The sequence below is a fragment of the Pedobacter soli genome (assembly GCF_900101435.1).
In the GTDB taxonomy this organism is placed as follows: Bacteria; Bacteroidota; Bacteroidia; order Sphingobacteriales; family Sphingobacteriaceae; genus Pedobacter; species Pedobacter soli.
Window position 1 is genome coordinate 37,396 of the sequence record NZ_FMZH01000012.1, and the last position, 24,889, is coordinate 62,284.

Consider the following 24,889-nt stretch of genomic DNA (forward strand, 5'->3'; position numbering starts at 1 on the left):
GGGTTTGGATTAGCGCTTTTTTAGAAATTGGTTTTGTGGTTCTCAATCACATAATTATACATCAGTGAATGGCCCTCATTTTTCAGAAACTTTTGTTTGTATTTTTTCTGCACATCGGCACTTTGCTTAACACCATTTACAATCAGTTCATCTTTGTTAAGCTTGTAAGATAGCTTGTTGGTACTGCTGATAATCCCATCTTTCATCATTTCCTGATTAATTTCACTGGTATAATCGTGGCCATCGCCATTGGTTACTGTTTTAGAAGTAACGGTACGTTCAACACCGGTTCTGGTTGTTGTGGTGCCATAGGCAGGTGGCGTAGGCGGAGTTGGCGGCGTTGCAGGTGTACCATACGCAGCCGGAGTTGGAGGAGTGGGAGGCGTAGGTGGTACCGCGTAAGAATTTATAGCTCTTGGTGCTCTGGCCGGACGTGGAGCCCTTGCCGGACGTGCTGGTCTCGGAGGACGAGGAGGACGAGGCACATCATAACCTTTTCCATCAGCATGCTCTTTTGCCCATTTTGCATCTTCCTTAGCCCATATTGCGTCTTGTTTTGCCCATTCAGCATCTTCCTTAGCCAGTTTTTTGTCTTCTTCCGCGCGTTTTTTATCTTCAGCGGCCATTTTCCTGTCTTCTCTTGCGCGCTGTTGATCTTCCTTCCGGGCTTTAATGTCTTGTTCAGTTGCTAATGCAGCTTTGTTTTTTTCCTGCACCAATTTTTCGTTACGATCAAGCTTAGCCGCTATTTCGCGTTCCATTTGCTCAGCAGATTTACCTTGTTCTGTTTCGCTGGCTTTGCGATTGGCAGCAGTCCGCTTTTTGGTCGAATCCTGCAGTACCTGAATAGCACTTGATATGTTATTTCCGGCAACGGTTTTTGCATTGCCCACACTTTTAAACGCAGCAGTGCAAATCACTACCGAAACCAGTGCGATGGTTAATATTGTCTTTTCCATTTTGTTTAAAGTTGAATTGGTATTGAATAACATCCTGCTTGCCCTATGCAGCAGGCTACCTTTCCTGCCCGTAACCGCCATTGCATAAGCAGGTGCACGCTGCTTAAACTCCTGACAGACAACCAGGGCCTGAACGTAGTTTTTACGATCGTTAACACAGGCAATGGCCAAATCATCGCAGCAGTGTTCACGTTCTGTTTTTATTAATTGCGATACCCAAAGTACCGCCGGGTTGAAGAAGAAAACGATTTCGATAAAGCTCTGTAACAGGTTTACCAGATAATCTTTGCGTTTAATGTGCGCCAGCTCATGGGCGAGAATGGCTTCCACCTCGGTAGTTGATAATCCGTTAAGTAAACCAAGCGGCACTAACACCAAAGGTTTAAAGTGACCTACCACCATAGGCATTTGGGCAATACCCGATTGCATCAGGCTGATTTGCTGGTTTATCCCCAGTTTTTCACTAAGTTCAGTCAGTTTTGCATCCCATTTTTTACCAGCAGCATAAATGGCATGGTTACGCAAATGGTAAACATTATTTAAGCCCACAATCAGCTGAATGCTTTTACCACAAATGATCAAAAACCAGATCAATACAATTTGTATATCGTAGGCATTCCATAATGAAAGTGCCCTGTTCATACCGGCACTCATTTTATCCTGAACACTGGTAACTGCTTGCCCGTCAGCAGGAGAAAGGTTAACGATCTTATTGTGGTTATCGCTAAACAATTGTGCGGCTATTACCGGCTTTTGCAATTCTTTATAAAAGGTAAAAGCGATGGCTATTACAAACAGGCTTAAACAAATGGTTAACAGGTTATAACGCAAAGTAGCACTTGCCTTGCGGGTAGTAAACATAACCAAACCTGCCAGCAGGGCCAGTATTACACCCAGCCAAAGCGAATGAAAAAGCGTTGCGCCTAAGGCATGCAGCCAATTTTCGGGTAAAAGGTTAACCAGTTTAAATTCCATGATTGTGGTTTTTAGCATTAATTAATTATTCCATGCTATCCAATAGCCGCTTAATCTCTTCAATCTCTTTTTTAGATGTCTTTTCATTGCCCAGAAGTTGCATCATTAGTTGCGATGCCGAGCCTTTGTACAGGGTATTTACAAAACGATCTAATAATTGTACTTTGGTTTTCTCTTCTGCCTCAACCGGAATATAAATGTGCTTCATTTGGCTTTCATCACGTTTTAAAATTCCTTTCTCGGTCAGGATTTGCATTTGTTTGAGGGTTGAAGTGTAGTTCACCTCGCGCTGCATATTCAACTGATCGTTCACAAACCGAACCGTAGATGGACCAAATTCCCACAAAACCTGCAATATTTCTAATTCGGCTTTGGTAGGTTCGGGTAGATTATTTTCAGTCTCATTCATTTTCATACGCTAAAGGTACGATAGTTTTCGTACGATACAAATATTAGGTTAATTATTTTTTCACAACCAATCCCGAAAAACATATAATAGCCTCATAATCAATTAAAAATATTTTAAAAATTAACCACTACCAAATGAGAGTTTATATATAAAATATAGAAATGAGATTAAAAAGACACTAAACATCTGATGTTTAAAATAAACATCGTATGTTTGCGACATCATTTTAAAGCTATGGAACAGGAAGGTAAACTTTTCGAACAAGTTTCGGTTAAAATCCGCAACGACATTAAAGCAGGCAAATTTAAAACCGGCGAAAAAATACCGGCAGAACCGGCTTTGATGGAAATTTATGGTGTAGGCCGCTCTACCATCAGGGAAGCAATCAAATCGCTCACCCTCTCAGGTATACTTACAGTTAAACAAGGTTTTGGTACTTTGGTCAATGCAATCCCTGCTGAACCGATTGAACAACGCCTGCGCCGGTCGGATTTTGCCGAAATTAATCAGGTAAGATCGATACTTGAGCTGGAGATTGTACTCCTGGCCGCACAAAACCGTACGGAGCGTGATCTGGAAACCATAGCCACCGCACTGCAAAGCAGAAAAGAAGCGATTGAGCAAGAATCGCGGCCCGATTGTTCCAATGCCGACATCGAATTTCACCTGGCCATTGCCCGGGCATCAGGCAATCATGTTTTAGCTGATCTTTACGAGAGCTTTACGGTAATCATCCGCGACTTCTTTGCCAAAAGGGCACCATCAGGTATTACCCATTTTGCCATGAGCCACCACTTGCACCAATCGTTGTTTGAGGCCATCCAAAACCGAAATGCTGCCGCAGCCCGCGAAATTACCAGTACCATATTGAACAATAACCATTAATATCATGTCAATTTTAACTTTTACCCTAATATTAATCCTGGGGGCTTATCTGGCCGGTCTGGTCGGTTCGTTAACCGGTTTGGGTGGTGGAGTAGTTGTAATTCCGCTGCTTACCCTGGTGTTTCATGTCGATATCCGTTACGCCATTGGTGCCGCCCTTCTGGCCTCCATTGCCAATTCATCGGGTGCAGCAAGTGCTTATATTAAAGAAGGCATTACCAATATAAGACTGGGCATGTTTCTCGAAATTGCCACGACCCTCGGCGCAGTACTGGGTGCGTTAATTGCCATTTATACGCCAACCAATACCATTGCGATCCTTTTTGGCTGTGTATTGCTTTTTTCTGCAGCCATGACACTGAGGAAAAAGAACCAGGAAGCTTTAACGGAAGGCAGCCAGCTATCGGCCATTTTAAAACTGAACAGCAGCTATCCTACAGCAGCAGGCCCGGTAAATTATAAGCTTAGAAACGTGGGTGCGGGTTTTTCCATTATGACAGTGGCCGGGGTAATGTCGGGTTTACTAGGCATTGGCTCGGGAGCTTTAAAGGTACTGGCAATGGATACAGCCATGAAAATCCCTTTTAAAGTGAGTACAACCACGAGTAATTTCATGATTGGGGTTACGGCAGCGGCCAGTGCAGTGGTTTACCTGCAACGTGGCTACATGGACCCAGGTATTGCTTTTCCGGTAGTACTCGGCGTACTGGGTGGTGCATTTACGGGTGCGAAACTCTTAACACATATCAACCCTTCAACACTCCGTATCATCTTTTGTATTGCCATTACTTTTGTCGCCTTAGAGATGATTTATAACGGTTATCACCATCAATTTTAAACACTACCAATATGAAAAATTCAATTTCAAAACAACTGATCGGCGACCGCGATGTAGAAAAAATTGTTGGTCAGTTGTTGCGCTTCGGAGTAATTACCGCAAGTTTAGTTGTGCTGTTGGGCGGCATCCTTTTTTTAACGCAAAACGGCAACGGGCCCCGTCCCGATTATCATATTTTTAAAGGCGAGCAAGACAGCTTTATCACTTTTGAAGGGATATTTATGGGGCTTTTTACTTTTAAACCCATGGCCATTATCCAGTTTGGGGTTTTACTGCTAATCATTACCCCTATCATGCGGATTGTATTTTCGCTATTTGCATTTATGCTGGAAAAAGACAAACTCTATGTAATCATTACGCTGATTGTTTTGGGGATTATTCTGGCGAGTACTTTTGGCGGATTGAAGGTTTAAATTTTCGGTTGTTGCAAACAAGCCAATCATTGCTGTCCGTAGAGTTAAGCGTAGCGTCTCTACGGATTGGTAAATGAAATTGAGTTTTCTAACTCAATCCATAAAAACGAGTCAAAGACTCTTTTCTATTCATAATCCGTAGAGTCCTCCGGAACTCTACGGACAGACAGTGGTCATTAATTTATCGGTCGGTGTCACCACCGACCGAAATAAAATATCTATTCGGTTGGTGCAGACACCAACCGATAGTCCAAAGCCACAGATTAACAGATTGGATTAATCTGTTAATCTGTGGCAAAAAAATAATAGCTAATAGCCGTAAGAATAGTGGTCATTAATCAGCCTTAATCTCTTTTATCACTGCAATAATATCTTCTTCGCCATATTTAACAGCTGCAGCTTCGAAAGTTTGCAATGCCGTTTTAGCGAGTGGCGATGAAATCCCTTCCGCTTTAGCCAGGTTTAAATCTTTCACAATGTGTTTCAGTGCGAAAGCGGCCTGATATTGATCTGCAATGATCGCATCGCCCTTAATTTTCGTAAAGATATTTCCAATGGCGGCATTGTTGATCAGATTGAGCAAATCTTCGGTTTTGATTCCCTGTGCATTGGCAAACAATACGGTTTCGGCCAATCCCTGAGCATACAAAGCCAAAAGTGAATTAATGGCCAGTTTCGCACTATTCCCTGCTCCTGTTTCGCCTACGTGCATGGCTAGTTTTCCCAACCGTTCTAGAATGGGTTTTATGGTATTAAAAGTACTTTCATCGCCTCCAACCATAATAACTAACTGACCTGTTTCGGCCTGCTTTACACTACCCGAAACCGGGGCATCTAAATAAAAGTGTCCTTTAGCCGCGCAATCGGTAGCCATTTGCTTCGAGATAGCAGGTGAAACCGTACTCATGTTAACAATGGTTTTCCCAGTTGTTTCTGCACTCAAAATACCATCCGATCCCTTAAAAACAGCTTCTATTGCGGCATCGTCACTCACCATTACAAATACTACATCTGTTTGTAATGTGAGCTCTTTTGGTGTTTCGGCCAGTAAAGCCCCTGCTTCTGTCAAGGCTCCTTCTTTTGCTTTGTTCCGGTTATATACTTTTACCTGGTAACCTGCTTCAATCAATTGCGTAGCCATCGGGATACCCATGTTACCCAATCCGATCCAGCCTATTTTTGTTGTGTTCATTCTGTCTTTTTGTTGATAAACAAATGTGCCAAACAAAAAGCTGAAATCGTTTACGACAATGGTAAAAATGATGTTGACCAAACAAAATAAAATTTTATTGCGTTAACTTTGATCTTCTATTCTACTCCTATGGCCAGCCCCCTTAAAGATTTATATTCACCAGCATTTTACAACAGGTTAAGCAGCGCATTAACGACTACTATTCCGGATTTTGACACACAAAAGTTTACGCAAAACATTTTTGTAGCGCATTTCGATTCGATGGAGCTGAAGGAAAGAATGAAGCACACCTCGCAGGTATTGCATCATTTTTTACCTAAAAACTATCCGCAGACCATTACAATCCTCAAAAAAACAATAGAACAGCTAAGAATTCAGGGTATTGGCGAAGATGGACTTGCTTATATGTTTTTACCCGATTACATCGAGACCTATGGCATTGATGATTTTGAAAACTCTGTAGCAGCACTGGAGTTTGTTACCCAGTTTGTAAGCTGCGAGTTTGCCGTTCGCCCTTTTATCTTGAAATATGGTAACGAAATGATTTTGCAGATGCAACAATGGTCGTTACACGAGAGCCATAAAGTGCGCCGACTGGCTAGCGAGGGCAGCAGACCGCGCCTGCCCTGGGCCATGGGTATCCCGTTTCTGAAAAAGGATCCGGCTTCTATTTTACCGATTTTAGAAAACCTTAAAAACGATCCTTCCGAATATGTAAGGAGAAGTGTAGCCAACAGCCTAAACGATATTGCGAAAGACCATCCACATATCGTTTTGCAGGTTGCCAAAAGCTGGTCGGGCTTAAGTGCCGAAACGGATGCCCTGATTAAACATGGTAGCCGTACCCTTTTAAAACAAGGCCATGCCGAAATTTTGAAACATTATGGTTTGGATGATACCGGCATTGTACTGAAAGATTTTAAGCTTTTAACACCGACAGTAAAAATTGGCGATAGCCTGACTTTTTCATTTACGATTAGAAACGAAAATCCCACAGAACAAAAGGTAAGGCTTGAATATGCAGTGTACTACAAAAAACAAAACGGACAGAACACCAAAAAAGTTTATAAAATTTCAGAAAGAATTTATCCTTCAGCTGCCGAAATCAGCATCATCCGCAAGCAAAAATTTGTATTAATTACCACCCGGAAATTCCATTTAGGCGATCATCAGCTTTCGATGATTATCAATGGAGCAGAAAAAAATCTGGTAAGTTTTGAATTAATCAGTTAGCTCAAGAAGTCAAGTTTTTAGCACAATGGCATTAAAAACTTGACTTCTTTAAAAAGTTTATATAAATTCATTAATGCCTGTTAATGAAAAATATATCCAAGATTTCATTGAAGATGAGTACATTCATATTATTTGTAAATCTGTTAGTGGCTCATTATTATTTAAAAGTGATGAGAACCGTATATATTTTCTCAAAAAATATGCAGCGTATACCTCAGGATATTTAGATACCTACTCCTATATTTTATTGGACAATCATTCACATTTCCTGGTAAAATGTATTAATTCCGATGATCTTAAATCTTATTTAAGTACTCTAAACAATGGCTCTTTAAAATCACATCAAAAAAAATACCTGCTTGGTAAAATCACCTATAGTGAGGCTGTCGAATTTCAAATGAAAGATTTTTTCATTGCTTATGCGATGGCTTTTAATAAAGAAAATAACCGATCAGGCTCTTTGTTTATTAATCCTTTTCGAAGAATAAGAATCAATGATGATGCGCACTTGCAGCAAATCGTAATCTATATTCATGCTAATGTACTGAAACACAATACACGCAAGAAGTTTGAGGATTACAGATGGTCATCTTACTTATCAATCTTATCAGATAAAGCGACCCTGTTAAAAAGAAAAGAGATTATTGATTTCTTTGAAACCAGAAATAATTTTATCCTTCAACATCGTACACAAAGCCAGTACTTTTATAATTGTGAAGGACAATTGGAATAAATGGCAGGAAACAAAAGAAGTCAAGTTTTAAAAACTTGACTTCTTTGCTAGTATATTGAGAATTTTTTAAATGGTGTTTTACAGCAACCCATACAAACCGTGTGCATAATTCCGCAAGGAAGCCGATACTGTTTTCATTTTATCGGGCGATGGTCCTTTAACTTTATAAGCCTCCGGATGAAGGGCTAAAGGTTGCTCATCGGTTTCTGCTGTCGTGTTTCTGTTGCTTAATGTAGCATGTTGTTCGTCGCTTAATTTTAAAGGTGCCATGATCTCGAATTTATACTACAATAACAGGGCAGATTTAAATATGTTTTCCGGTTAAGCTTAATTTTTCAAATTAATTTTCGAGACTGGAAATCCAGTTTTCAGTATCAGAAATTTTAACAGGTGTAGCGCTCGCCACAATCTTTAAAACACCTCCCGCATTAATATCTTCCTGTGTAATATAATTTTTCTTAAAAGGCTTTCCGTTCAGAAAAACTTCTTTAATGTATTTGTTTTTTAAGCTAAAATTAACGGTTTCAATTTTAAAGGTTTTTCCTTGCGGCAGGTTATAGGTAACCGTCGGGAATAAAGGCACATTTAAGTAATAAACCGGCCAACCCACGCAAGCCGGAGAAAAACCACTGGCAGCAAATACATACCAGGCACTCATTGCGCCAGCATCATCATCCATGGTACGCAGATAAGCATGCGGCTGATTGCGGTAAATTTTACCGATATAACTACCAATGCCGCGGCTGTTGTCGTTAAAGTAATTCTGGATCACCGTATCGGCAGCCAGTTGATGCATCCAGTACTGTGATTTATATCCCGATTTGGTTACATTGTACATTAACGGCACCTGTAAATCGGGTTCGTTGGCATGGTTATACAAATCGCGGTCAAAAAATTCATCCAGTTTGGCTAGGTACGATTCTTCTCCCCCGTCAAGCTCGATCAGCCCTTTAAAATCGTAAGGTACAAACCACCTGTACTGCCAGATGGTACCCTGATATAAACCTCTTGCCTGCATGCGGTCCACATCATTCTTGCGCATGTCTTTAAAATCTTTGTTCCAGTATTTTTTGTACTCCAAAGCCTTAGCAAGGTAATAATCAGCCTTTTCCTTGTTCTTTAAGATCTTGAATATTTCGGCCAGTGCCCAGTTATCGTAACTCGATTCCAAAGCTTTATCCGGCGATTTATAATCCAAACCATTTACTTCTTTCACCAAAGAATCGGCTATTTTATTAAAATCAACCGGATATCCTTTCCGGTAGGCATCCAGCAATACTACAATGGCATGTTCTGAACGTACCGTGTTTGAAGGCTCATTTTGACCTGCATAATCTTTTTTACCTGACTGATACAAATCGGCAATGGAGCTAACCATGCCCGCATAACGGTCTTGTGCAATTAAAGAAAGTAGAGGAAGCTGTGTTCGGTAATTATCCCAAATGGCCCATCCATTGTAACGGATTTCTTTGTCTTTCTGTTCTTCACCTTTGGTGTTCCGGTAGGTACCATCTGTTTCTGAAATAACATAAGGCGACTGCATAGTACGGTACAGGAGCGAATAAAATAGCTTTGCACTTTCTAAATCGCCATTTACTGCAATTTTCGATAAATTGGCATTCCAGTCTTCGCGGCTTTGCGCCTTTACCGCAGCAAATGCATTTTTATTGATTGACGCTTTTGCAGCAGCTACACTAACCGAAGAAAGCGCAATATTGATACCAGCAGAAGTGATACCTGATTGCAGTGTAGCAATTAACTTATGTTCACCAAGTACTTTCCAGGAAACATTTTCTCCCATTTCCAGATAGTAAAACAGTTTGTATTTACCCGCTCCACAGGTTGTGCGTGAGGTAATCCAACCGCTAATGGTATTGCCATTTACTTCATGTTCTTCGGCTACAAATGCACCATTAAAAGCATAACCTAAATCGAGGTAAAAACCTTTTGCACCTACCGGGAATTGATAAGCATGCTTACCGGCCTTTCCCAGCACAGTAAAGCTGGCTTTAATTTTATTTTCGAAACCCACTTCATAATAACCCGGACCAGCCTTTTCTGATGCTTTAATTAATTCTGATTGTGCCGGATCGCTACCTAAGAAAGGTTTGATGAAGATATTCCCACCTGAACCCTGACAACCTACCCCTTCAAAACGGTTATGCGTAAAACCTTCAAACTTCTTAGCCAGATACTCGTAACCGGTATGGGTTTTAGGGTAAGTTTGCGGACCGATACTTAGCATACTGAAAGGGTAAGATGCTGCTGGCGACATTTGTCCGTGATCTGCAGAAGAACCTAAAAAAACATTCACCTGATCGACAGGTTTAGCTGTACTAACGGAAAATAAGCTTGTTTTCTGTTGAGGTAAAACGTTTAACGAGAAGAGTAATAGCACCGCTATTATTGGGATTGAAAACTTCATTGGTGTTTGGTTTTAAAATTGCGCCAAAATAACATTTTAAGATGAAGTGAAGGTTATGTTTTAGCTTCTTTACAAAACAAAAAAGCCATTCCGAAAATTCGGAATGGCTTTTAATATCGTATTTGCCTTAAGCTTATTTTACCGCAACCGGAACAGAAATCTTATCCCAGTCTAAAGAAAAACCGCTTTTGCCAATTTTATAAACCAAACGCTCCTGGGTAGCTTTCAAAGCTTTTGTTTTTACATCAACGCGCAAAGCATCTTTAGCTTCTTCGTATTTGTAAGCACCCCATTGTTTAGGCTCTTTGTTAAAAATAGCTGTCCAGGTTCCGCTTTCTTTCGGGATTAAGAAGAAGCTATATTTACCAGCCGGCAACGCTTTACCTTCTACCATAATGTCTTTATCGGTTTCGAAAGTTGTGGCTTCGTTTGCACCTGCACGCCAAACTTTATCCCATGCTTCTAAACCACCCCAAATTTTACGGCCTTTTACCGCAGGGCTGCTGTAGTTGATGGTAATGGTTGCATTCTTGATTTTACCGGTTGCAGTTGCTGCAGGGCTTGGTTTAGGCTGCGCATCTTGTGCCATTGCACTTACAGAAACCGTAATTGCTGCAAATAACATAGCGATTGATTTGATCATCGTTTTCATAGTATTGTATTTATCTGTTTTTGTTGTTTTTGATTTTACGAATTTATGGCTTTAACACGATAAAACAATAATCCTGAATAAATTGATACCGGAATGACGATTAGCACCATCCGTCCAGATCCTGTCCGTAGAGTTAAGCGTAGTGACACCGACCAGTAGGATGAATGAATTACTCCGTGCGTTCAGTGCTTCCGTGGCAAAAAATGCCGGTTTTGGTGCCAGAGAAATACGCACGTGATATTGGGAAAAAGTTGTAAAAATATTTGTGCTCCTTGTGTCTTTGTGGTTAAATATAAATGATGGTTCGTGTGACACGAACCATGGGAAGGTAATAGAAAAACTCAGTTGGTTGGTGGCGACACCAACCAGTAAAAAAATGGTTCGAGTGGACACGAACCATGGGAAAATAAAATTTATTGACTTACAACCGCCTTAGGTTTATGAAACAGTAAGCCCAGCAGTGAAAACCCAATTACAGCAGCAGCGCCAATTACATTAAGCCACAAAAAGGAAACAATATCAAACTCGTATACGGCAACCACTACAATTTCTGCTAGAATTGCAGCAACAAAAACCAGTGGTCCATCAATTTTTTTAAAGTAAAACGCCACCAGGAAGATTCCCAGTATTGGTCCATAAAAAAGGGATCCCAGTACATTTACTGCCTCGATTAAAGACCCCATCTGTGTAGCAAACATGGCCACAGCAATTGAAAAAACACCCCAGCCTAGTGTGTGTAGCCTGCTGTATTTCAGTTCCGTTTCATCATCTGCAGCTTTGGTGCCGAAAATGAGATGTACATCTTTTAATGAGCACGCTGCAAGCGAATTAAGCGCGGCAGAGATAGATCCCCAACTGGCCAGAAATATCACCGCAAAAAGCAATCCCACCATACCTACCGGCAGTGTATTTTTAACAAAATATAAAAAGATATAATTGGTATCTGTTTTCTCTGCGTTGTAGTTCGATTGGTTAATAGCCTCTTCTACCCGCGTATGCAGGTCTTTCACCTTGCTTTGGGTAGCTCTAAAGTCAGCTATCGAGGCATCCAGCAAAGGTGACTGCTTATCCTTTTCGGCCAAAATAGCACGCGATTGCCGGGTAAACTGCTGTTCGAGTACATTGTGTTCTTTCTCGAAGTCAGCAGCCTGTTGAGGTGATTTTTCCTTTAAAAATTGATAGGAACGTTCGTTAAAATAAATGGGAGCCGGTTTTAAAGAGAAAAAAGCAAAAAGTAAGGCACCAATTAAAAGAATGGCAAACTGCATGGGGATTTTAACCAGGCCATTTAGCAGCAATCCCATCTTAGCATTGGTATTATCTTTTGCAGTGATATACCGCCCTACCTGACTTTGATCGGTACCGAAATAAGAGAGCGCCAGGAAAAAGCCCCCAATCAGTCCGCTCCAGATATTGTATTTATCTTTCCAATCGAACTCAGTAGTGATTACGTTCAATTTACCCGATTTGCCGGCCAGATAAAGCGCATCCTTAAATCCAATACCATCAGGCATGTGCTGAATCAACAAGTAGCCAGCAAAGGCCATGGTGCCCAAAATAATTAAAAACTGTAGTTTCTGGGTATGCGCGATGGCTTTGGCTCCACCCACATAGGTATAAATCAGCAAAATACCTCCTGTAAGGATATTGGTTAAATAAATATTCCAGTTTAAAACACTCGATAAAATAATGCTTGGCGCATATATACTAATCCCGGTTGATAATCCCCTGGAGAACAGGAAAAGCAGAGAAGTGAGTACCCGCGTTTTTTTATCGAAACGGTTTTCCAGATACTCGTAGGCCGTGTAAACATTCAGTTTTTGAAAAATGGGAATGAAGGTAATGCAGATTACAATCATGGCCAGCGGCAGACCAAAATAATACTGTACAAAGCGCATTCCATCGGTATAGGCCTGGCCCGGTGCCGATAAAAAAGTGATGGCGCTGGCTTGTGTTGCCATAATGCCCAACAGCACAATATACCAGGGCATTTTATTATCGGCCTTCAGGTAGGAGGCATTGTTTTTTTGCCCGCGACCAATAAACACGCCATATGCCACTACAGCAAAAAGGGTAAATATCAATACTGCCCAATCGATATTACTCATGCCCAGAATTTAGTAAAGAGGTAATAAAATACAATCTGAAACACCAGTGCAAGCGCCAGTAGAATGTACCAGGTGTTCCAGTTTTTAAGTTGATTTTTCATTTACTTCCCAGCTGATAAAAAGTTAAAGAATAACCTGGCAGCACCAACATTTCCAGCAGGCAACTGTCTGAAGAATGCAAGCGGACTATAAATAAAATTACCTTTACCATATTTGGCATATAAGGTCGATCCCTGCAAAGGTTCCTCATCGGTATCGTGCATTTCAAAAAGTGTTTCGTATTTATCATCCCATTTATCAGGGAAATAAGCACCACGTTCCTGCACCCAGCCTTTAAAATCTTCGGCAGTTATTTTGTTTGGATAGTTCAACAGCTTGTGATCTGGCTTTAAGATTTTTACCTCAGCATTTTCTTCGGTTACCCTTTTCCCGCTAATACTCAACGGATAAATGCCGAAATCCTGCAACGCCATATCCTGAGTGGTGTTATACTGCATTACAATGGTACCACCATTTTCTACATAACTACGTAGCGCAGCCTGCCAGTTTTTAATTCTTTTCTCTGTATTAATTACACGCACACCGGTTACCACTGCATCGTAAGTAGCGAGCTTTGCAGCATTCAGGATATCTGCTTCGGTTAACACATCAACCTGCAAACCTGCTTGTCTTAAAAACTCCGGAATTAAATCCCCTGCACCTTCAATATAACCAATTTTTTTAGCCAGCACTTTTACATCGCCTTTTATCAACCAGGTGGTAGCAGGTACAAAATACTGTAAGGTTGGCAAATGTGGATACTGAATCATTACCTGCCCGCGGGTGTATTCGGCACTTTCTGACGAAAACACAGCTTCAAGTTTATTCTGGCTGGTTTTAATTGCCGCCAGGTCTTCAGCAGGGATTAAGAAATTACGGGTATTGATGGTATTCTCAGCCAGGTTAATCCCTTGGAAGGTTTTGATCACCTGATTGCCGATTTTGAAGCTGATTTTACCATAATTGAGATTCTTATTGGCCCTTAAACGCAGCGTAATATTCAAACCTTCTTTCTCTTTGGCAAAATAAACCGGTTCGGTAAAACTCAAATCAAGCGCCGGAATAATGCGGAGTCCTTCAACCACATCACCTTTAACGGGATCAAGCTTCTTGAACGACAAAGGCAATTGCACATCAAATTTTTCGGTTTCAATTTTTAAGGAAAGTAGTACATTAATAGGCGATTGCACTTCAGGCAAACCAATCAATGTATCGTTAGGCACGCTAAAAGTTGCCGCGTTTTTTGCCGGTTTAGCTAACCAGTAAGGCTCCGTTGGAGCAGCATCGGCTGGAATCTGAATCTTACGTTCGATGGTAATTAACGAATCGCCTGATAATTTCCTGTTGAGATTATCGGTTTGGTTTAACCAGTTTACGCTTTCTAAAATTACCGGGCTTGCCGACCGCGAAATGAGGTTTAAACGGAAGTTATAACTGTTACCTGCAATGGCTTCTGGTTGATTAGTTACTACCTCTCCCATAAAGCCTACACAGCTTAAAATAATATGATCTATAGTCGCAAGTTTATCTTTACGCAAGTCTGCATCAGGCAATGCGGCTATCTTTTTCCGAAGCATGAGCAGGCCATGCAAACTTTTATCGGGCTGGTTGTAATTAAACGATAACAAAATAATATCGATCAGTTCATCAATGTCGCCCACACCTTTGTCAGACCAGTTCATGTTTAAGCCATCAAAAAGCCCTCTTTTAGCCGGCTCGCCAGCTACATGGGTAAAATACTCGGTACGCACACCTGCTACCGACTGCGTGCCCGCGCCCTGGCTTTTGTGCAAACTTCTGCTTAATCCGGCCAGTTCGCCGTAACCCATACCCAATTGCGCATCGTACTGACCAACGGTAAGCTTTAACTGATTTTCGGCAGTGGTGTTAACCGAACCAAACCTGAACGTATTCCACAACAACCTTTTAGGCTGCCAGACCGAAACGTATTTTAGCTGATTGGGAAACATGTTTTTATCTGCCGCAGCCTTAAAGGCTTTTTCGGCTACCACAGCGGAAGCGGCATGTTGGCCATGACCTGCCGCAGCAGTAGGCGGAAAGCGGCAGATAATTACATCGGGCCTGAATTTCCGGATTACCCAAACTACATCCGCGGTAATACTATCGGCATCCCATTGTTTAAAAGTATCGTTGGTGTTTTTAGAGAAACCAAAATCAATAGCACGGGTAAAAAATTGCTGTGCCCCATCCAGTTTTCGGGCTTCTAACAGCTCATGCGTTCTAATCAATCCCAAAGCAGCCCCTTGTTCAGTACCCAGAAGGTTTTGGCCACCATCTCCCCTGGTAAGCGATAAATAAGCAGTTTCTACATTTTGATCATTTATTAACCACGAAAGTAAACCTGTATTTTCATCATCGGGGTGTGCAGCTAAATATAAAACCTTGGGCAAGTGCTTTAGGGTTTTGAGTTCTCTGTAAATCTCGGCCGATTTTGCCGGGCGCACTTGTTGGGCAGCACAGAACATTACCGGTAAGCATAGGGTGAATATGGCAGTTAATCTTTTGAACATACTATTTGTTTTGCGAAACTCAAATATGCTCAAAAAGCTTTTACTTTAGCGCTTCGGAAACGAAAAAGGTACAAAAAATGGCGCTTTGCAGATTTATTGCGTTTTAAAAAGCGTTTCGAGCAAATGAATGTAAAGACTTATCCCCTCCTCTATTTCTTCTATCCTGATAAACTCATCGGCCGTATGCGATCTGGCCGATTCGCCCGGCCCCATTTTTACCGAAGGCATAGTCAGCCAGCCCTGATCGGAACTGGTAGGCGAAACATATGTTTTTCTACCCAGCGCCAGTCCGGCCACTACCACTGGGTGTAGTACATCAATATTGGATGGATTGAGCACATTGGGCCGAACATTGAAACTGCACAGGGTGTGATTGATAATAACATTAAGAATCTCGCGTGGCGTATAGTTGTGATCGAAACGGATATCGACTGTAAAATGACATTCGCCGGGTACAATATTGTGCTGTAACCCTGCATTGATTTGTGTAACAGTCATTTTTACCGGGCTAGGCAAATGGTCTTCTATGGGAAACTGAAAGTGCGAAAACCATTCGATATCTTTTATGGCTTTGTAAATCGCATTATCACCTTCCTCACGTGCAGCGTGCCCTGAACGACCCTTGGCCACGCAGTCAATCACCATCGATCCCTTCTCTGCAATAGCCATATGCATACCTGTTGGTTCTCCAACGATAGCAAAAGAAATGGGTTTAAGATCGTTCAGAATACTTCTGATACCGTTTACCCCCGAGGTTTCTTCTTCGCCTGTCGCTGCTAAACATAAATTAAACGGAAGATCAGTCGATTCATAAAAATAAATAAAGGCCGAGATGAGCGATACCAATGAAGCCCCTGCATCATTACTGCCTAAACCATGTATTTTTTCATCATAAATCAGCGCACGAAACGGATCTAAAGTATACTGCTCATTGGGTTTTACGGTATCGTGGTGCGAGTTGAGCAAAATAGTTGGTTTGGCATTGTCGAAATATCTATTGTAGCACCATACATTATTGTTTTTGCAGATGGTGTTAACGCCGTGTTTGGCCAGATGCGATGCTATTTCGCTGGCGGTACCCTGCTCTGAACCGCTAAAAGAAGGTATGGAAATTAAAGTGGACAAAAGCTCGAGTGCCTCTGTGTACAATTGGTTTAAATCGGGATGAGCGGTCTGTTGTTTTTCTGCGATGTTCATATTAAATGCTTTTAAGGTTGAGGTTTTGTTTCAGTTGGAGCGTATTTTCTGCACTGGCAATAATTTGATCGATATGTTCGGGGCTGAATAACATGGCTGTGCATAAACAGTTACTTCTGTTTTTACTTTCGAGAATTGGATAGTTGATGCAGCTTTTGCAGCCTTCCCAAAACGCGGGATCCTGGGTAATCTGTGCAAAGGTTACCGGCTCGAAACCCAGCTGATTGTTCATTTTCATGATGGCTGCACCAGAGGTAATGCTGAATATTTTCGCATCAGGATATATACGGCGTGAGAGACTGAAAATTCTGTTTTTAATACTTTTGGCAACCCCCGAATTTCTAAATTTGGGTGCCACAATTAATCCCGAATTGGAAATGAAGGTATCTTTTTCCCAGCTCTCGAAATAGGAGAAGCCCACCCATTCGCCAGCAGCAGTTACCGCAATCACGGCCTTCCCTGCATTCATTTTTTCGACAATGGAGGCCGGTGTTCTTTTCGAAATACCCGAACCCCTTAACAATGCTGAGCTTTGCGTTTCAGCTACAATTTCTTCTGCATATTTTGCATCTGCGCTGGTAGCAACCCTGACAAAAATTATTGAATTGTTCATTTTAATAAAATTTCATACTTGTCAGTCATCAAATGCAATACCCACAGTAGCACAAAACGATTAAAGCATTGATTATCAATACAAAAATTTAAATCAAGTCTAAAGCTATCCCAGCAGCAACAAACAAAACCCTGCCATTTTGAAAAGCTTTTTACCATATTGAAAAGTTTTCAAGCCAGCGGAATTTAATTCAGCCCTTTACCAATTAAGCGCCTGGGCTGAATTCTAACAATCGTTAATTATTCGGTATATTTATTGTTAATATTGCAGCATAAATTGAACCTATGAATGGGATGGTGCTCATCATCGATGACGAAAAGAAAATCTGCAGTTTACTTTCCAGAATTATAGAACTGGAGGGCTTTAAAACCTTACAGGCTAACACCGGGAAAGAAGGATTAAAACTTTTAAAAAACAACGATGTAAGTATCGTGATCAGTGATGTAAAGCTGCCTGATGTGAATGGCGTTGCACTGGTAAAGGAGCTTAAAGCCATTAAACCGTTTGTCGAAATCATTAACCTTACCGCTTATGGCACCATTGCTGATGGCGTACTTGCCATTAAAAACGGAGCCTTCGATTACCTGGTAAAAGGCGACGACAATGATAAAATTATCCCCCTTTTATACCGCGCGATGGATAAATCCAATCTGCAACGACGTGTTGCGGACCTGGAAAACAAAATTGCTCAAAAACACAGTTTCGAAACCATTATCGGCCAATCAAAAGCCTTAAAAGAGGCGATTGATCTGGCCCGAAAAGTAAGTGTAACTGATACAACTGTTCTGCTTTTAGGAGAGACGGGTACGGGTAAAGAGGTTTTTGCACAATCTATCCACTATGCAAGCCCCCGGGCAGACAAGCCTTTTGTAGCATTGAACTGCAGTGGTTTTAGTCCCGATTTGCTAGAAAGTGAGCTTTTTGGTTACAAAGCTGGGGCATTTACTGGGGCCAATAAAGATAAAAAGGGCTTATTGGAAGAAGCCAACGGTGGCACCTTGTTGCTGGACGAAATTGGCGAAATGAATCTCGACCTGCAAGCCAAACTATTGCGTGTATTGGAGAGCCAGACTTTTATAAAGGTAGGTGATACCCATACCCAACAGGTAAATGTCAGGGTTTTAGCGGCCACCAATAAAGATTTGAAAGGCGATGCCGCTTCCGGCAAATTCCGTTCAGACCTTTATTACCGCCTTTCAGTTTTTACACTCACGCTTCCGCCGCTACGCGAACGTAAAACAGATATCCCGGCTTTGGCCAAACACTACTTAAAGGCTTTTGCTGATAAAGTAAACCGTGCAGTACCAAAAATGGATGATAAAATCCTTTCCATCCTCACCGACCACAGTTGGAAAGGCAATATCCGCGAACTTAAAAATGTAATTGAACGCCTGGTCATCCTTTCAGATGGCGATACTTTAAGTGCCACTGCCCTGCCCCCTGAGTTTTTCGAGTTTATGCCTGCCGAAAATGAGTATAACTTACAACAGATCGAAAAGCAACACATCCAGAAAGTACTCCTGCATACCAAAGGCAACAAAACAGAAACTTCGAGATTACTGGGCATTGGCTTAACTACGCTTTACCGTAAAATAGAAGAATATCAGATTAAAGAGATCTAGTGGAAAGCTTAAAGACTAAAGCTAAAAGACCAAAGCTGAAAGCAGGTCTCCCATAGGCACATCGTCATTTCGAGCGCAGCCGAGAAATCTATCTTGAGCCTAAAACTCAAATGCCCTTAAGTGTCTTAGGTGGTAAATAAAAGTCGGAAGTCAGAGGTCGGAAGACCGGACGTTAAAAGGATGGAAGGTGGAAGGCTGGAAGGTAGAAGATCAAATGCCTGTCTTTTCAATATACCCTTAAATGCCCTTAAGTGTCTTAGGTGGTAAATAAAAAGTGTAGGATCGGCGCCTTATATGGTGAAACAGCCAGACTAAGCCCCAAAGCGAATCCATTTATCCCCTTCATGACCAAATATAAAAGAGCCAGGATGCAACATTTCGGCAATATCTTCGATTAAAGAAACGGCATTTTCGGCAGTTCTTTCCCGGTTAACATCGTCGTTTAAAAGAATAATGCGATTATTTTGTACAGCCTGCCAATCGGTGTTCAAAGCAGCGGGTACCTCGCGCATTAAATCTGTAAGTGTTTTGCCTGGTTGATAATAAATTATAAATACCGCATTTAAAACATCGGCTTCTACCATTCCACCAGCCAGCGCGATCTCTTCGGTTAACAGATAGTTTGGATTATTGCTGGTATCCAGGCAGGCTACCGGCATTTTATCCATAAATTTAATCTTATGTTCTACTAAATCTAAACGTTCCTGTAATTCTTCCTGTTTAGTAGCTTCGAGGCCAATAAATAAATCGTTTAAAAAAGACATCTGCATTAAATTTATTAATTTGTGCAAAAATAACATTCCTACCCGATGCGAGGCTCATTTAATTATATATTTTGGATTTTTTGTGCTACCCTGATTTTTAGCTGTAAAGAAAACACCAGTCACCAGGACAAAAAAGTCTTCAATATTAACCTCGATCAGGGCCTGACCTCAATAGATCCAGCCTTTGCACGCAACCAGAATGCGATTTGGATGACCAATCAGATTTTTAATGGTTTAGTGCAGGTCGATTCATCACTGCAAACCATTCCCTGCATTGCCAAAAGCTGGCAGATTTCTGCAGATGCTTTGACTTACACTTTCCACCTGCGCAACGATGTGTATTTTCACGACGATCCTATTTTTAAAAATGGCAAGGGACGAAAAGTTGTAGCCAGCGATTTTGCCTATAGCTTTTACCGGTTAATTGATCCGAAGGTCGCTTCATCTGGCGGATGGATTTTTAGCGATAAAGTGAAGGACGAGCATAATTTTATAGCCTTAAACGATTCTACTTTTCAGATTAAACTCGTGCGCCCCTTCCCGCCGTTTATGAGTTTGCTTACCACGCAGTATTGCTCGGTAGTACCCAAAGAAATTGTAGCGCATTATGGCAAAGACTTCAGGAGTCACCCTATTGGCACCGGGCCATTCAAATTTAAATACTGGAAAGAAGGTGAAATTCTGGTGCTTTTAAAAAACGAGCACTATTTCGAAAAAGACGCCAACGGTAAACAGTTGCCTTACCTGGATGCCGTAAAAGCGACCTTTATTACCGATAAACAGAGTGGGTTTATGAGTTTCTTGAAAAAAGACCTCGATTTCTACTACAATGTTGATGGCAGTTATCGCGACGATATTTTGACCAAGAGCGGCAAAATGACCACTAAATATAAGGGAAAATTCAGTTTGACCAAAAGCCCTTATCTCTGCACTGAATATGTAGGCATATTGGTCGATACCAATCTGACTATTGTTAAAAAATCGCCTTTGCGATTAAAAAAAATCAGACAAGCCATTAATTACGCCATTGATAAAGATAAACTCATTAAATATCTCCGCAATGGCATTGGTGTAGCTGCTACCTCCGGTATTATTCCGAAGGGCATGCCTGGATTTGACAGCGTTGCAGTAAAGGGATATGCCTATAACCCCAAACTGGCCGCCAAACTTTTAGCAGAAGCAGGTTTTCCGGAGGGCAAAGGTTTAGCAGAAGTTACCCTGAATACCACTACAACTTATAAAGATTTAATTGAGTTTATACAAGGCGAGCTAACCGCCGTTGGAATTAAAACCAAAATTGATGTAAGCCCAAGTGCAAGCTTAAGGGATTTAATGTCTAAAAACCATGTTAATTTTTTCCGTGGCTCCTGGCTGGCCGATTATGGTGATGGCGAAAATTTCCTTTCGATGTTCTACTCCAAAAACAAGGTTCCGTATGGCCCTAACTATACAGCCTTTTACAATAAGGCCTTCGATGCGTTATTTGAGCAAAGCTATTATGAACCTGATAGCGAAAAGCGTTTTGCGCTATACCGTAAAATGGACCAAATTGTGATGGATTATGCCCCAGTAGTTCCCCTTTTTTACGACCAATCGGTGGTGATGCTACAAAATAATATCTCGGGATATTCTTTTAATCCGCAGAGCCTGATGATTTTAAAGCGGGTTCAAAAAAAGTAAGACGGATTACTTTTTATCCATTAATTTACGTTTCAGAAAATCGGCGGTAGCCTCGCTTACCTTTAAGCCGTTTGAAAATTTCATCCAATGGTGCGTATCATCTGGAATGACTAAATATTCAAAATCAAACTTCTTGTCTTCGAAACGTTTGGCCAAATCAACACTTTGGTTAAAGGCTACATTGCGGTCATCATCGGCATGGATAATGAGTGTTGGCGATGTCCAGGTGTTGATGTAGCTAACCGGCGAGGATGATAAAGCAATTTTAGCTGCCAATGCAGCATCGGGTGCAGGTTCTTTACCTTCGGCAGCCTGATTGCTGAAACGGTTGTTTACACCATGAATATCTACACCAGCAGCAAACAGTTTAGAATCTTTTCCAAGAGCCAACGCAGTTAAATAACCACCATAAGAGCCTCCGTAAACCCCTATTTTGGTTTTATCGATGTTAGGCTGGGTAGCCAGCCACTCTCCGGCGGCTTTAATGTCCTGATATTCTGATGCCCCCTGCGCCCCTGCCCCCATTGGTTTATGAAAATCGAATCCATAACCAATGCCTAAACGGTAATTAACAGCTAGTACCGTAAAGCCCAAATTAACAAGGTATTGATTCAATGCATAATCAATGGAATAATAATCCATAGGGTTCCAGCCTAAAAACATTTGCCTTTGCGGACCGCCATGCACATACACGATTGCAGGCTGGTTTTTGATCGCTTTCTTTGGCGAGAAGAGCTGCCCGTAAACCGTATTACCATCGGCAGCTTTAAACTGTACATGTTTGGGCACCACCATTTCTTTAATTGGAAAATCGGCTGGAATCAGCGAATCACCAATCAGCGTCACTTTTTTCCCTGCGTTAAGTATAGCCGGTAAAAGCGGTCTTTGCGCGGTAGCGCTCAGGCAGAAAAAGGTTTGGTTATCACCCGCAATTACCGGGTAAGCCTCAATCCCTTCGCCGCTGCTTAAAGGCTGCATATTGGCTTCATTTACCGAAACCTTGTAAATGTGCCTCCTATCCAGATCATCCTGATTTTTGCCTGTGTTGGCTGCAAAAACCAGGGTCTTTTTATCGTTGCTCAGTTTAATATTTTCGACACCATAATTGCCCGGAGTAAGCAACAACCTGCCCGTACCATCGGGATTGATGGCGTACAGGTGCGGCCAGCCATCTTCGTAAGAAGTAAATACAATTTTACCCTGTGCCCAGTGTAAATTGGCACCTCCATCAATAGTCGGATAGGAGCCTCTGATCGTTTCAGCCGCTTTCCAAACCTGTATGTCCTGACCGGTTGAAATATTAACTTTGCGAATGGCCCAGGGCTGGTGTTTGCGGGTTAAAACAGAATCCGTTTCGGTACCTGTACCGGGTGTACGGATAAAAGTAATTTCACTTCCATCTGGCGACCAAACCGGCATATTATCCCTGGAAAAAGATGGCGATAACCATTGTACCGGGGTTTCATCGTTGGTGTACACCCCTATAAAAGCGTGATCGCTTCGGTTGGAAACGAAAGCAACTTTTTGCCCGTCAGGCGACCATTTATAACTTCCGTTCAGGCCTTTTGCGTAAAACAGGTTTCTGGCGGGTACTGTGCCATCTATTGCGGCAATTAAAATCTGGCCTGCTTTGCTAAAAAGTACCTGTTTACTATTGGGAGAAATTGCCGGGTTATCCCCCTCGCCAAGCACAATTACCTTTCCTCCACCATAAGGAACCGCCAATACCTGTACTTTAGGTGCAATTGGAGATGAATTTGCATTAACCGGGCCGCCATCTCTGCCACCATGATCTCCGCCGCGCACAAAAACAATCCAGTCACCATCAGGCGAAACAGATAAACTGGTTAACTCCTGACCATCATCTTCGTTGTAGCTGGTAATTTTAATCGCTTTATAATCGGGCGCCGTTGCTGTATAAATATTTCTCCTGCCCTGTTCGTTTGCGGCCCAAGCTATTTTTGAACCAGTAGGCGCAGCTACCAACTGGCTTGGAAAAGGATAAGACAAAACAGATTTTAGGCTAAACGACTGTGCAAATATTTTTGAGGTAAAAAGGAGCACAAACAGAATAAACAGCGATTTTTTCATTCCTTCCGATTTTGGGATAAAGCAGTTAATGCATAGCGTTTGGCGGATAGCGTCTGGCGAAAAGCATATCAAACACTTTCCGCCACACGCTTAACGCTTTACTGATCCCACCACAATTTGGTTGTCCGTGGTACATCAACAGGTACATTGCCTCCGTTTTTACTTCTTTCGCCCTGGGTATAATCTAAACGGCGGATAAAGGTAGGAAGCGCTGCATTGGCTGGCATTCCGAAATCTTTATACTTGTAATCGAAACGGCGGGCATCGTTCCAGGCTTCGGGATTTAAATAAGTAACAATGTACTTTTCTTTAAAAATAAGGTCTTTGGTTAAGGCCGCAGCACCAACCGCCACCAAAGGATTGGCCAGATAAGCATCCCTGTTAGCCGCTGTAACCCCAAGTTTATCCATATTGGCACTGATCCCAGCGAGGTATGCTGCATAAGATTTTACCTTATCAGTACTAAAATAAGCTTCTGCTTCGATAAATTTAAGCTCGGCATAGGTAACAATAAACAAAGGAGAAGTATCGCTCGTCCAGGGCGAATTTCTAGAAATGTAGCACTCATCTTTGGTAGTGTTAGCTCCGGGCAGGCGGTTACCGGCACCATTTACCGTTCCGATATATACGTTATTGATCGTTTTATCGGTAATCTTTTCAATACGGGGATCAAAAACAGTAAAAGTGGTACCATTCATCGCATCAATAAGCTGCTCAGACAGCCAGCCACCTAACGATTGTTGGGAATTAGCCAGTGCCACGTTTGCCCATGGGTTGCGCTCTTTAAAAGTAGCCATGCTTGCATCATCGGCATTGGCGGTAAAAGAATTGCTCAATGCTGCCAATACAGCCGTTGGATTGTAGGCACTTGTTTTACTCACCTTATTCAACAATCTCGCTTTCAAAGCATAAGCCATTTTTAGCCAGTTTGCCCTTTCGGCAGTAGTTTTTCCATAAATCAAATCGCTGGTTGGCGCCAGTTTAACGGTCGATGTGGTTTTAGCCAGTTCTACAATGGCTTCATCTAAAAGCGCCATGGCCTGGTTATAAACATCCTGCTGTTTATCGTACTTAGGCCTCAGGTTATTGATGTTAAAAGCTTCCGAAAATGGTGCATCGCCCCAAAGATCGTTTACCAATGTAATATTGTAGGCTATAATTACATCGGCCACGCCTTTATATTCGCTAGATCCCTGGGCAATGGCCAGTTTCTTCATTTCATTTGCATCAGCCATGGCAAAATAAAGAGCATCCCAGGTGGCACTAAAATCGATAGCCTGATAGGTATCGCCAGCACCATTGGCTGTTGGATTAGCCGTATATTGCACATATGGAGCAGTAATACTTCCAATGAAATAATTGTTGTTTCCAATTTTATAGGTTGAGGTAGCCAGCAAAGTACTAAGCGTTGCCACCGGAACCTGGTTCGGATTATCAGACAGTTTATCAAAATAGCTGTCTTTACAGCTTTGCAATCCTAAAGTTGCAATTAAAGCTGAGCATAAGGTATATTTTATAATCTTTTGCATC

General features: G+C 41.8%; 20 protein-coding genes. 7 read left to right on the top strand and 13 right to left on the bottom strand.

All coding sequences use genetic code 11. The annotated features are described in order from the left end of the window. Positions 1-20: 20 nt before the first annotated feature. Together BLR37_RS25435 and BLR37_RS20720 are read right to left on the bottom strand one after the other, a co-directional pair. Positions 21-1,934, bottom strand: a complete 1,914-nt coding sequence (locus BLR37_RS25435) for a M56 family metallopeptidase (protein WP_167356656.1) — start codon at positions 1,932-1,934, stop codon at positions 21-23. A 25-nt stretch (positions 1,935-1,959) separates the two neighbouring features. Then, the gene (locus BLR37_RS20720; protein WP_244154722.1) at positions 1,960-2,343 is read right to left on the bottom strand and encodes a BlaI/MecI/CopY family transcriptional regulator; all 384 of its coding nucleotides are present in this window, start codon (positions 2,341-2,343) and stop codon (positions 1,960-1,962) included. Positions 2,344-2,532: 189 nt separating this feature from the next. Between BLR37_RS20720 and BLR37_RS20725 the strand changes: the two genes are divergently transcribed. From BLR37_RS20725 to BLR37_RS20735, 3 genes are read left to right on the top strand one after another with little or no spacing between them, the layout of a single operon-like run. Next, positions 2,533-3,228 (top strand): FadR/GntR family transcriptional regulator, encoded by a 696-nt coding sequence (locus BLR37_RS20725; protein WP_244154723.1) that lies wholly within the window; start codon positions 2,533-2,535, stop codon positions 3,226-3,228. A 4-nt stretch (positions 3,229-3,232) separates the two neighbouring features. Further along, positions 3,233-4,066, top strand: a complete 834-nt coding sequence (locus BLR37_RS20730; protein ID WP_090771969.1) for a sulfite exporter TauE/SafE family protein — start codon at positions 3,233-3,235, stop codon at positions 4,064-4,066. An 11-nt stretch (positions 4,067-4,077) separates the two neighbouring features. Next, on the top strand, positions 4,078-4,479 hold the full coding sequence (locus BLR37_RS20735; protein WP_090771971.1) for a DUF1634 domain-containing protein: 402 nt from the start codon (positions 4,078-4,080) through the stop codon (positions 4,477-4,479). A 334-nt stretch (positions 4,480-4,813) separates the two neighbouring features. Here BLR37_RS20735 and BLR37_RS20740 read toward each other — a convergent pair whose 3' ends face one another. Continuing rightward, complete coding sequence (locus BLR37_RS20740; protein WP_090772141.1) at positions 4,814-5,671, bottom strand: NAD(P)-dependent oxidoreductase; 858 nt, start codon at positions 5,669-5,671, stop codon at positions 4,814-4,816. 129 nt (positions 5,672-5,800) lie between these two features. Here BLR37_RS20740 and BLR37_RS20745 point away from each other — a divergent pair, with 129 nt between their 5' ends. Beyond that, positions 5,801-6,904 (top strand): DNA alkylation repair protein, encoded by a 1,104-nt coding sequence (locus BLR37_RS20745; RefSeq protein WP_090771973.1) that lies wholly within the window; start codon positions 5,801-5,803, stop codon positions 6,902-6,904. A gap of 73 nt (positions 6,905-6,977) precedes the next feature. Continuing rightward, the gene (locus BLR37_RS20750; protein WP_090771975.1) at positions 6,978-7,637 is read left to right on the top strand and encodes a hypothetical protein; all 660 of its coding nucleotides are present in this window, start codon (positions 6,978-6,980) and stop codon (positions 7,635-7,637) included. A gap of 78 nt (positions 7,638-7,715) precedes the next feature. On the opposite strand, the gene BLR37_RS20755 is transcribed toward BLR37_RS20750, so the two are convergent. The 7 genes from BLR37_RS20755 to BLR37_RS20785 form a co-directional block, all read right to left on the bottom strand. Further along, the gene (locus BLR37_RS20755) at positions 7,716-7,907 is read right to left on the bottom strand and encodes a hypothetical protein (RefSeq protein ID WP_090771977.1); all 192 of its coding nucleotides are present in this window, start codon (positions 7,905-7,907) and stop codon (positions 7,716-7,718) included. Between the two features lie 70 nt (positions 7,908-7,977). Next, positions 7,978-10,062 carry a glycoside hydrolase domain-containing protein gene (locus BLR37_RS20760; protein ID WP_090771979.1) on the bottom strand — a complete coding sequence of 695 codons (2,085 nt, stop codon included), beginning with the start codon at positions 10,060-10,062 and terminating at the stop codon, positions 7,978-7,980. Between the two features lie 133 nt (positions 10,063-10,195). Next, a complete protein-coding gene (locus BLR37_RS20765; RefSeq protein ID WP_039475639.1) occupies positions 10,196-10,714 on the bottom strand; it encodes a DUF2911 domain-containing protein in 519 nt (172 codons plus the stop codon). Between the two features lie 413 nt (positions 10,715-11,127). After that, positions 11,128-12,822, bottom strand: a complete 1,695-nt coding sequence (locus BLR37_RS20770) for a sodium:solute symporter family protein (RefSeq protein ID WP_090771980.1) — start codon at positions 12,820-12,822, stop codon at positions 11,128-11,130. Between the two features lie 101 nt (positions 12,823-12,923). Then, entirely contained in the window at positions 12,924-15,392 is a 2,469-nt protein-coding gene (locus BLR37_RS20775) for a PIG-L family deacetylase (RefSeq protein WP_090771982.1), read from the bottom strand. A 93-nt stretch (positions 15,393-15,485) separates the two neighbouring features. Further along, positions 15,486-16,589 carry a M20/M25/M40 family metallo-hydrolase gene (locus BLR37_RS20780; protein WP_090771988.1) on the bottom strand — a complete coding sequence of 368 codons (1,104 nt, stop codon included), beginning with the start codon at positions 16,587-16,589 and terminating at the stop codon, positions 15,486-15,488. 1 nt (position 16,590) lies between these two features. Further along, entirely contained in the window at positions 16,591-17,202 is a 612-nt protein-coding gene (locus BLR37_RS20785; protein ID WP_208599706.1) for an N-acetyltransferase, read from the bottom strand. Between the two features lie 284 nt (positions 17,203-17,486). Between BLR37_RS20785 and BLR37_RS20790 the strand changes: the two genes are divergently transcribed. Beyond that, positions 17,487-18,824: a sigma-54-dependent transcriptional regulator gene (locus BLR37_RS20790; RefSeq protein WP_090771990.1), complete on the top strand. Its 1,338-nt coding sequence runs from the start codon at positions 17,487-17,489 to the stop codon at positions 18,822-18,824. Positions 18,825-19,135: 311 nt separating this feature from the next. Here the strand turns inward: BLR37_RS20790 and BLR37_RS20795 are convergent, their stop codons facing one another. Then, positions 19,136-19,588 carry a substrate-binding domain-containing protein gene (locus tag BLR37_RS20795; protein ID WP_090771992.1) on the bottom strand — a complete coding sequence of 151 codons (453 nt, stop codon included), beginning with the start codon at positions 19,586-19,588 and terminating at the stop codon, positions 19,136-19,138. A 45-nt stretch (positions 19,589-19,633) separates the two neighbouring features. On the opposite strand from BLR37_RS20795, the gene BLR37_RS20800 reads away from it, so the two are divergent. Next, positions 19,634-21,268 carry an ABC transporter substrate-binding protein gene (locus BLR37_RS20800; RefSeq protein WP_090771994.1) on the top strand — a complete coding sequence of 545 codons (1,635 nt, stop codon included), beginning with the start codon at positions 19,634-19,636 and terminating at the stop codon, positions 21,266-21,268. A 6-nt stretch (positions 21,269-21,274) separates the two neighbouring features. Here the strand turns inward: BLR37_RS20800 and BLR37_RS20805 are convergent, their stop codons facing one another. Next, on the bottom strand, positions 21,275-23,359 hold the full coding sequence (locus tag BLR37_RS20805; RefSeq protein ID WP_090771996.1) for a S9 family peptidase: 2,085 nt from the start codon (positions 23,357-23,359) through the stop codon (positions 21,275-21,277). A gap of 98 nt (positions 23,360-23,457) precedes the next feature. After that, positions 23,458-24,888, bottom strand: a complete 1,431-nt coding sequence (locus BLR37_RS20810) for a SusD/RagB family nutrient-binding outer membrane lipoprotein (protein ID WP_090771998.1) — start codon at positions 24,886-24,888, stop codon at positions 23,458-23,460. Position 24,889 lies beyond the last annotated feature (1 nt).

Excerpts from the sequence above, each read along its gene's own strand:
- BLR37_RS20750 (WP_090771975.1), top strand. The coding sequence starts at position 6,978 with ATGCCTGTTAATGAAAAATATATCCAAGATTTCATTGAAGATGAGTAC.
- BLR37_RS20745 (WP_090771973.1), top strand. The coding sequence starts at position 5,801 with ATGGCCAGCCCCCTTAAAGATTTATATTCACCAGCATTTTACAACAGG.
- BLR37_RS20770 (WP_090771980.1), bottom strand. The coding sequence starts at position 12,822 with ATGAGTAATATCGATTGGGCAGTATTGATATTTACCCTTTTTGCTGTA.
- BLR37_RS20740 (WP_090772141.1), bottom strand. The coding sequence starts at position 5,671 with ATGAACACAACAAAAATAGGCTGGATCGGATTGGGTAACATGGGTATC.
- BLR37_RS20755 (WP_090771977.1), bottom strand. The coding sequence starts at position 7,907 with ATGGCACCTTTAAAATTAAGCGACGAACAACATGCTACATTAAGCAAC.
- BLR37_RS20765 (WP_039475639.1), bottom strand. The coding sequence starts at position 10,714 with ATGAAAACGATGATCAAATCAATCGCTATGTTATTTGCAGCAATTACG.
- BLR37_RS20790 (WP_090771990.1), top strand. The coding sequence starts at position 17,487 with ATGAATGGGATGGTGCTCATCATCGATGACGAAAAGAAAATCTGCAGT.
- BLR37_RS20810 (WP_090771998.1), bottom strand. The coding sequence starts at position 24,888 with ATGCAAAAGATTATAAAATATACCTTATGCTCAGCTTTAATTGCAACT.
- BLR37_RS20725 (WP_244154723.1), top strand. The coding sequence starts at position 2,533 with ATGTTTAAAATAAACATCGTATGTTTGCGACATCATTTTAAAGCTATG.
- BLR37_RS20805 (WP_090771996.1), bottom strand. The coding sequence starts at position 23,359 with ATGAAAAAATCGCTGTTTATTCTGTTTGTGCTCCTTTTTACCTCAAAA.
- BLR37_RS20785 (WP_208599706.1), bottom strand. The coding sequence starts at position 17,202 with ATGAACAATTCAATAATTTTTGTCAGGGTTGCTACCAGCGCAGATGCA.
- BLR37_RS20735 (WP_090771971.1), top strand. The coding sequence starts at position 4,078 with ATGAAAAATTCAATTTCAAAACAACTGATCGGCGACCGCGATGTAGAA.
- BLR37_RS20760 (WP_090771979.1), bottom strand. The coding sequence starts at position 10,062 with ATGAAGTTTTCAATCCCAATAATAGCGGTGCTATTACTCTTCTCGTTA.
- BLR37_RS20795 (WP_090771992.1), bottom strand. The coding sequence starts at position 19,588 with ATGTCTTTTTTAAACGATTTATTTATTGGCCTCGAAGCTACTAAACAG.
- BLR37_RS20780 (WP_090771988.1), bottom strand. The coding sequence starts at position 16,589 with ATGAACATCGCAGAAAAACAACAGACCGCTCATCCCGATTTAAACCAA.
- BLR37_RS20730 (WP_090771969.1), top strand. The coding sequence starts at position 3,233 with ATGTCAATTTTAACTTTTACCCTAATATTAATCCTGGGGGCTTATCTG.
- BLR37_RS20800 (WP_090771994.1), top strand. The coding sequence starts at position 19,634 with ATGCGAGGCTCATTTAATTATATATTTTGGATTTTTTGTGCTACCCTG.
- BLR37_RS20720 (WP_244154722.1), bottom strand. The coding sequence starts at position 2,343 with ATGAATGAGACTGAAAATAATCTACCCGAACCTACCAAAGCCGAATTA.
- BLR37_RS25435 (WP_167356656.1), bottom strand. The coding sequence starts at position 1,934 with ATGGAATTTAAACTGGTTAACCTTTTACCCGAAAATTGGCTGCATGCC.
- BLR37_RS20775 (WP_090771982.1), bottom strand. The coding sequence starts at position 15,392 with ATGTTCAAAAGATTAACTGCCATATTCACCCTATGCTTACCGGTAATG.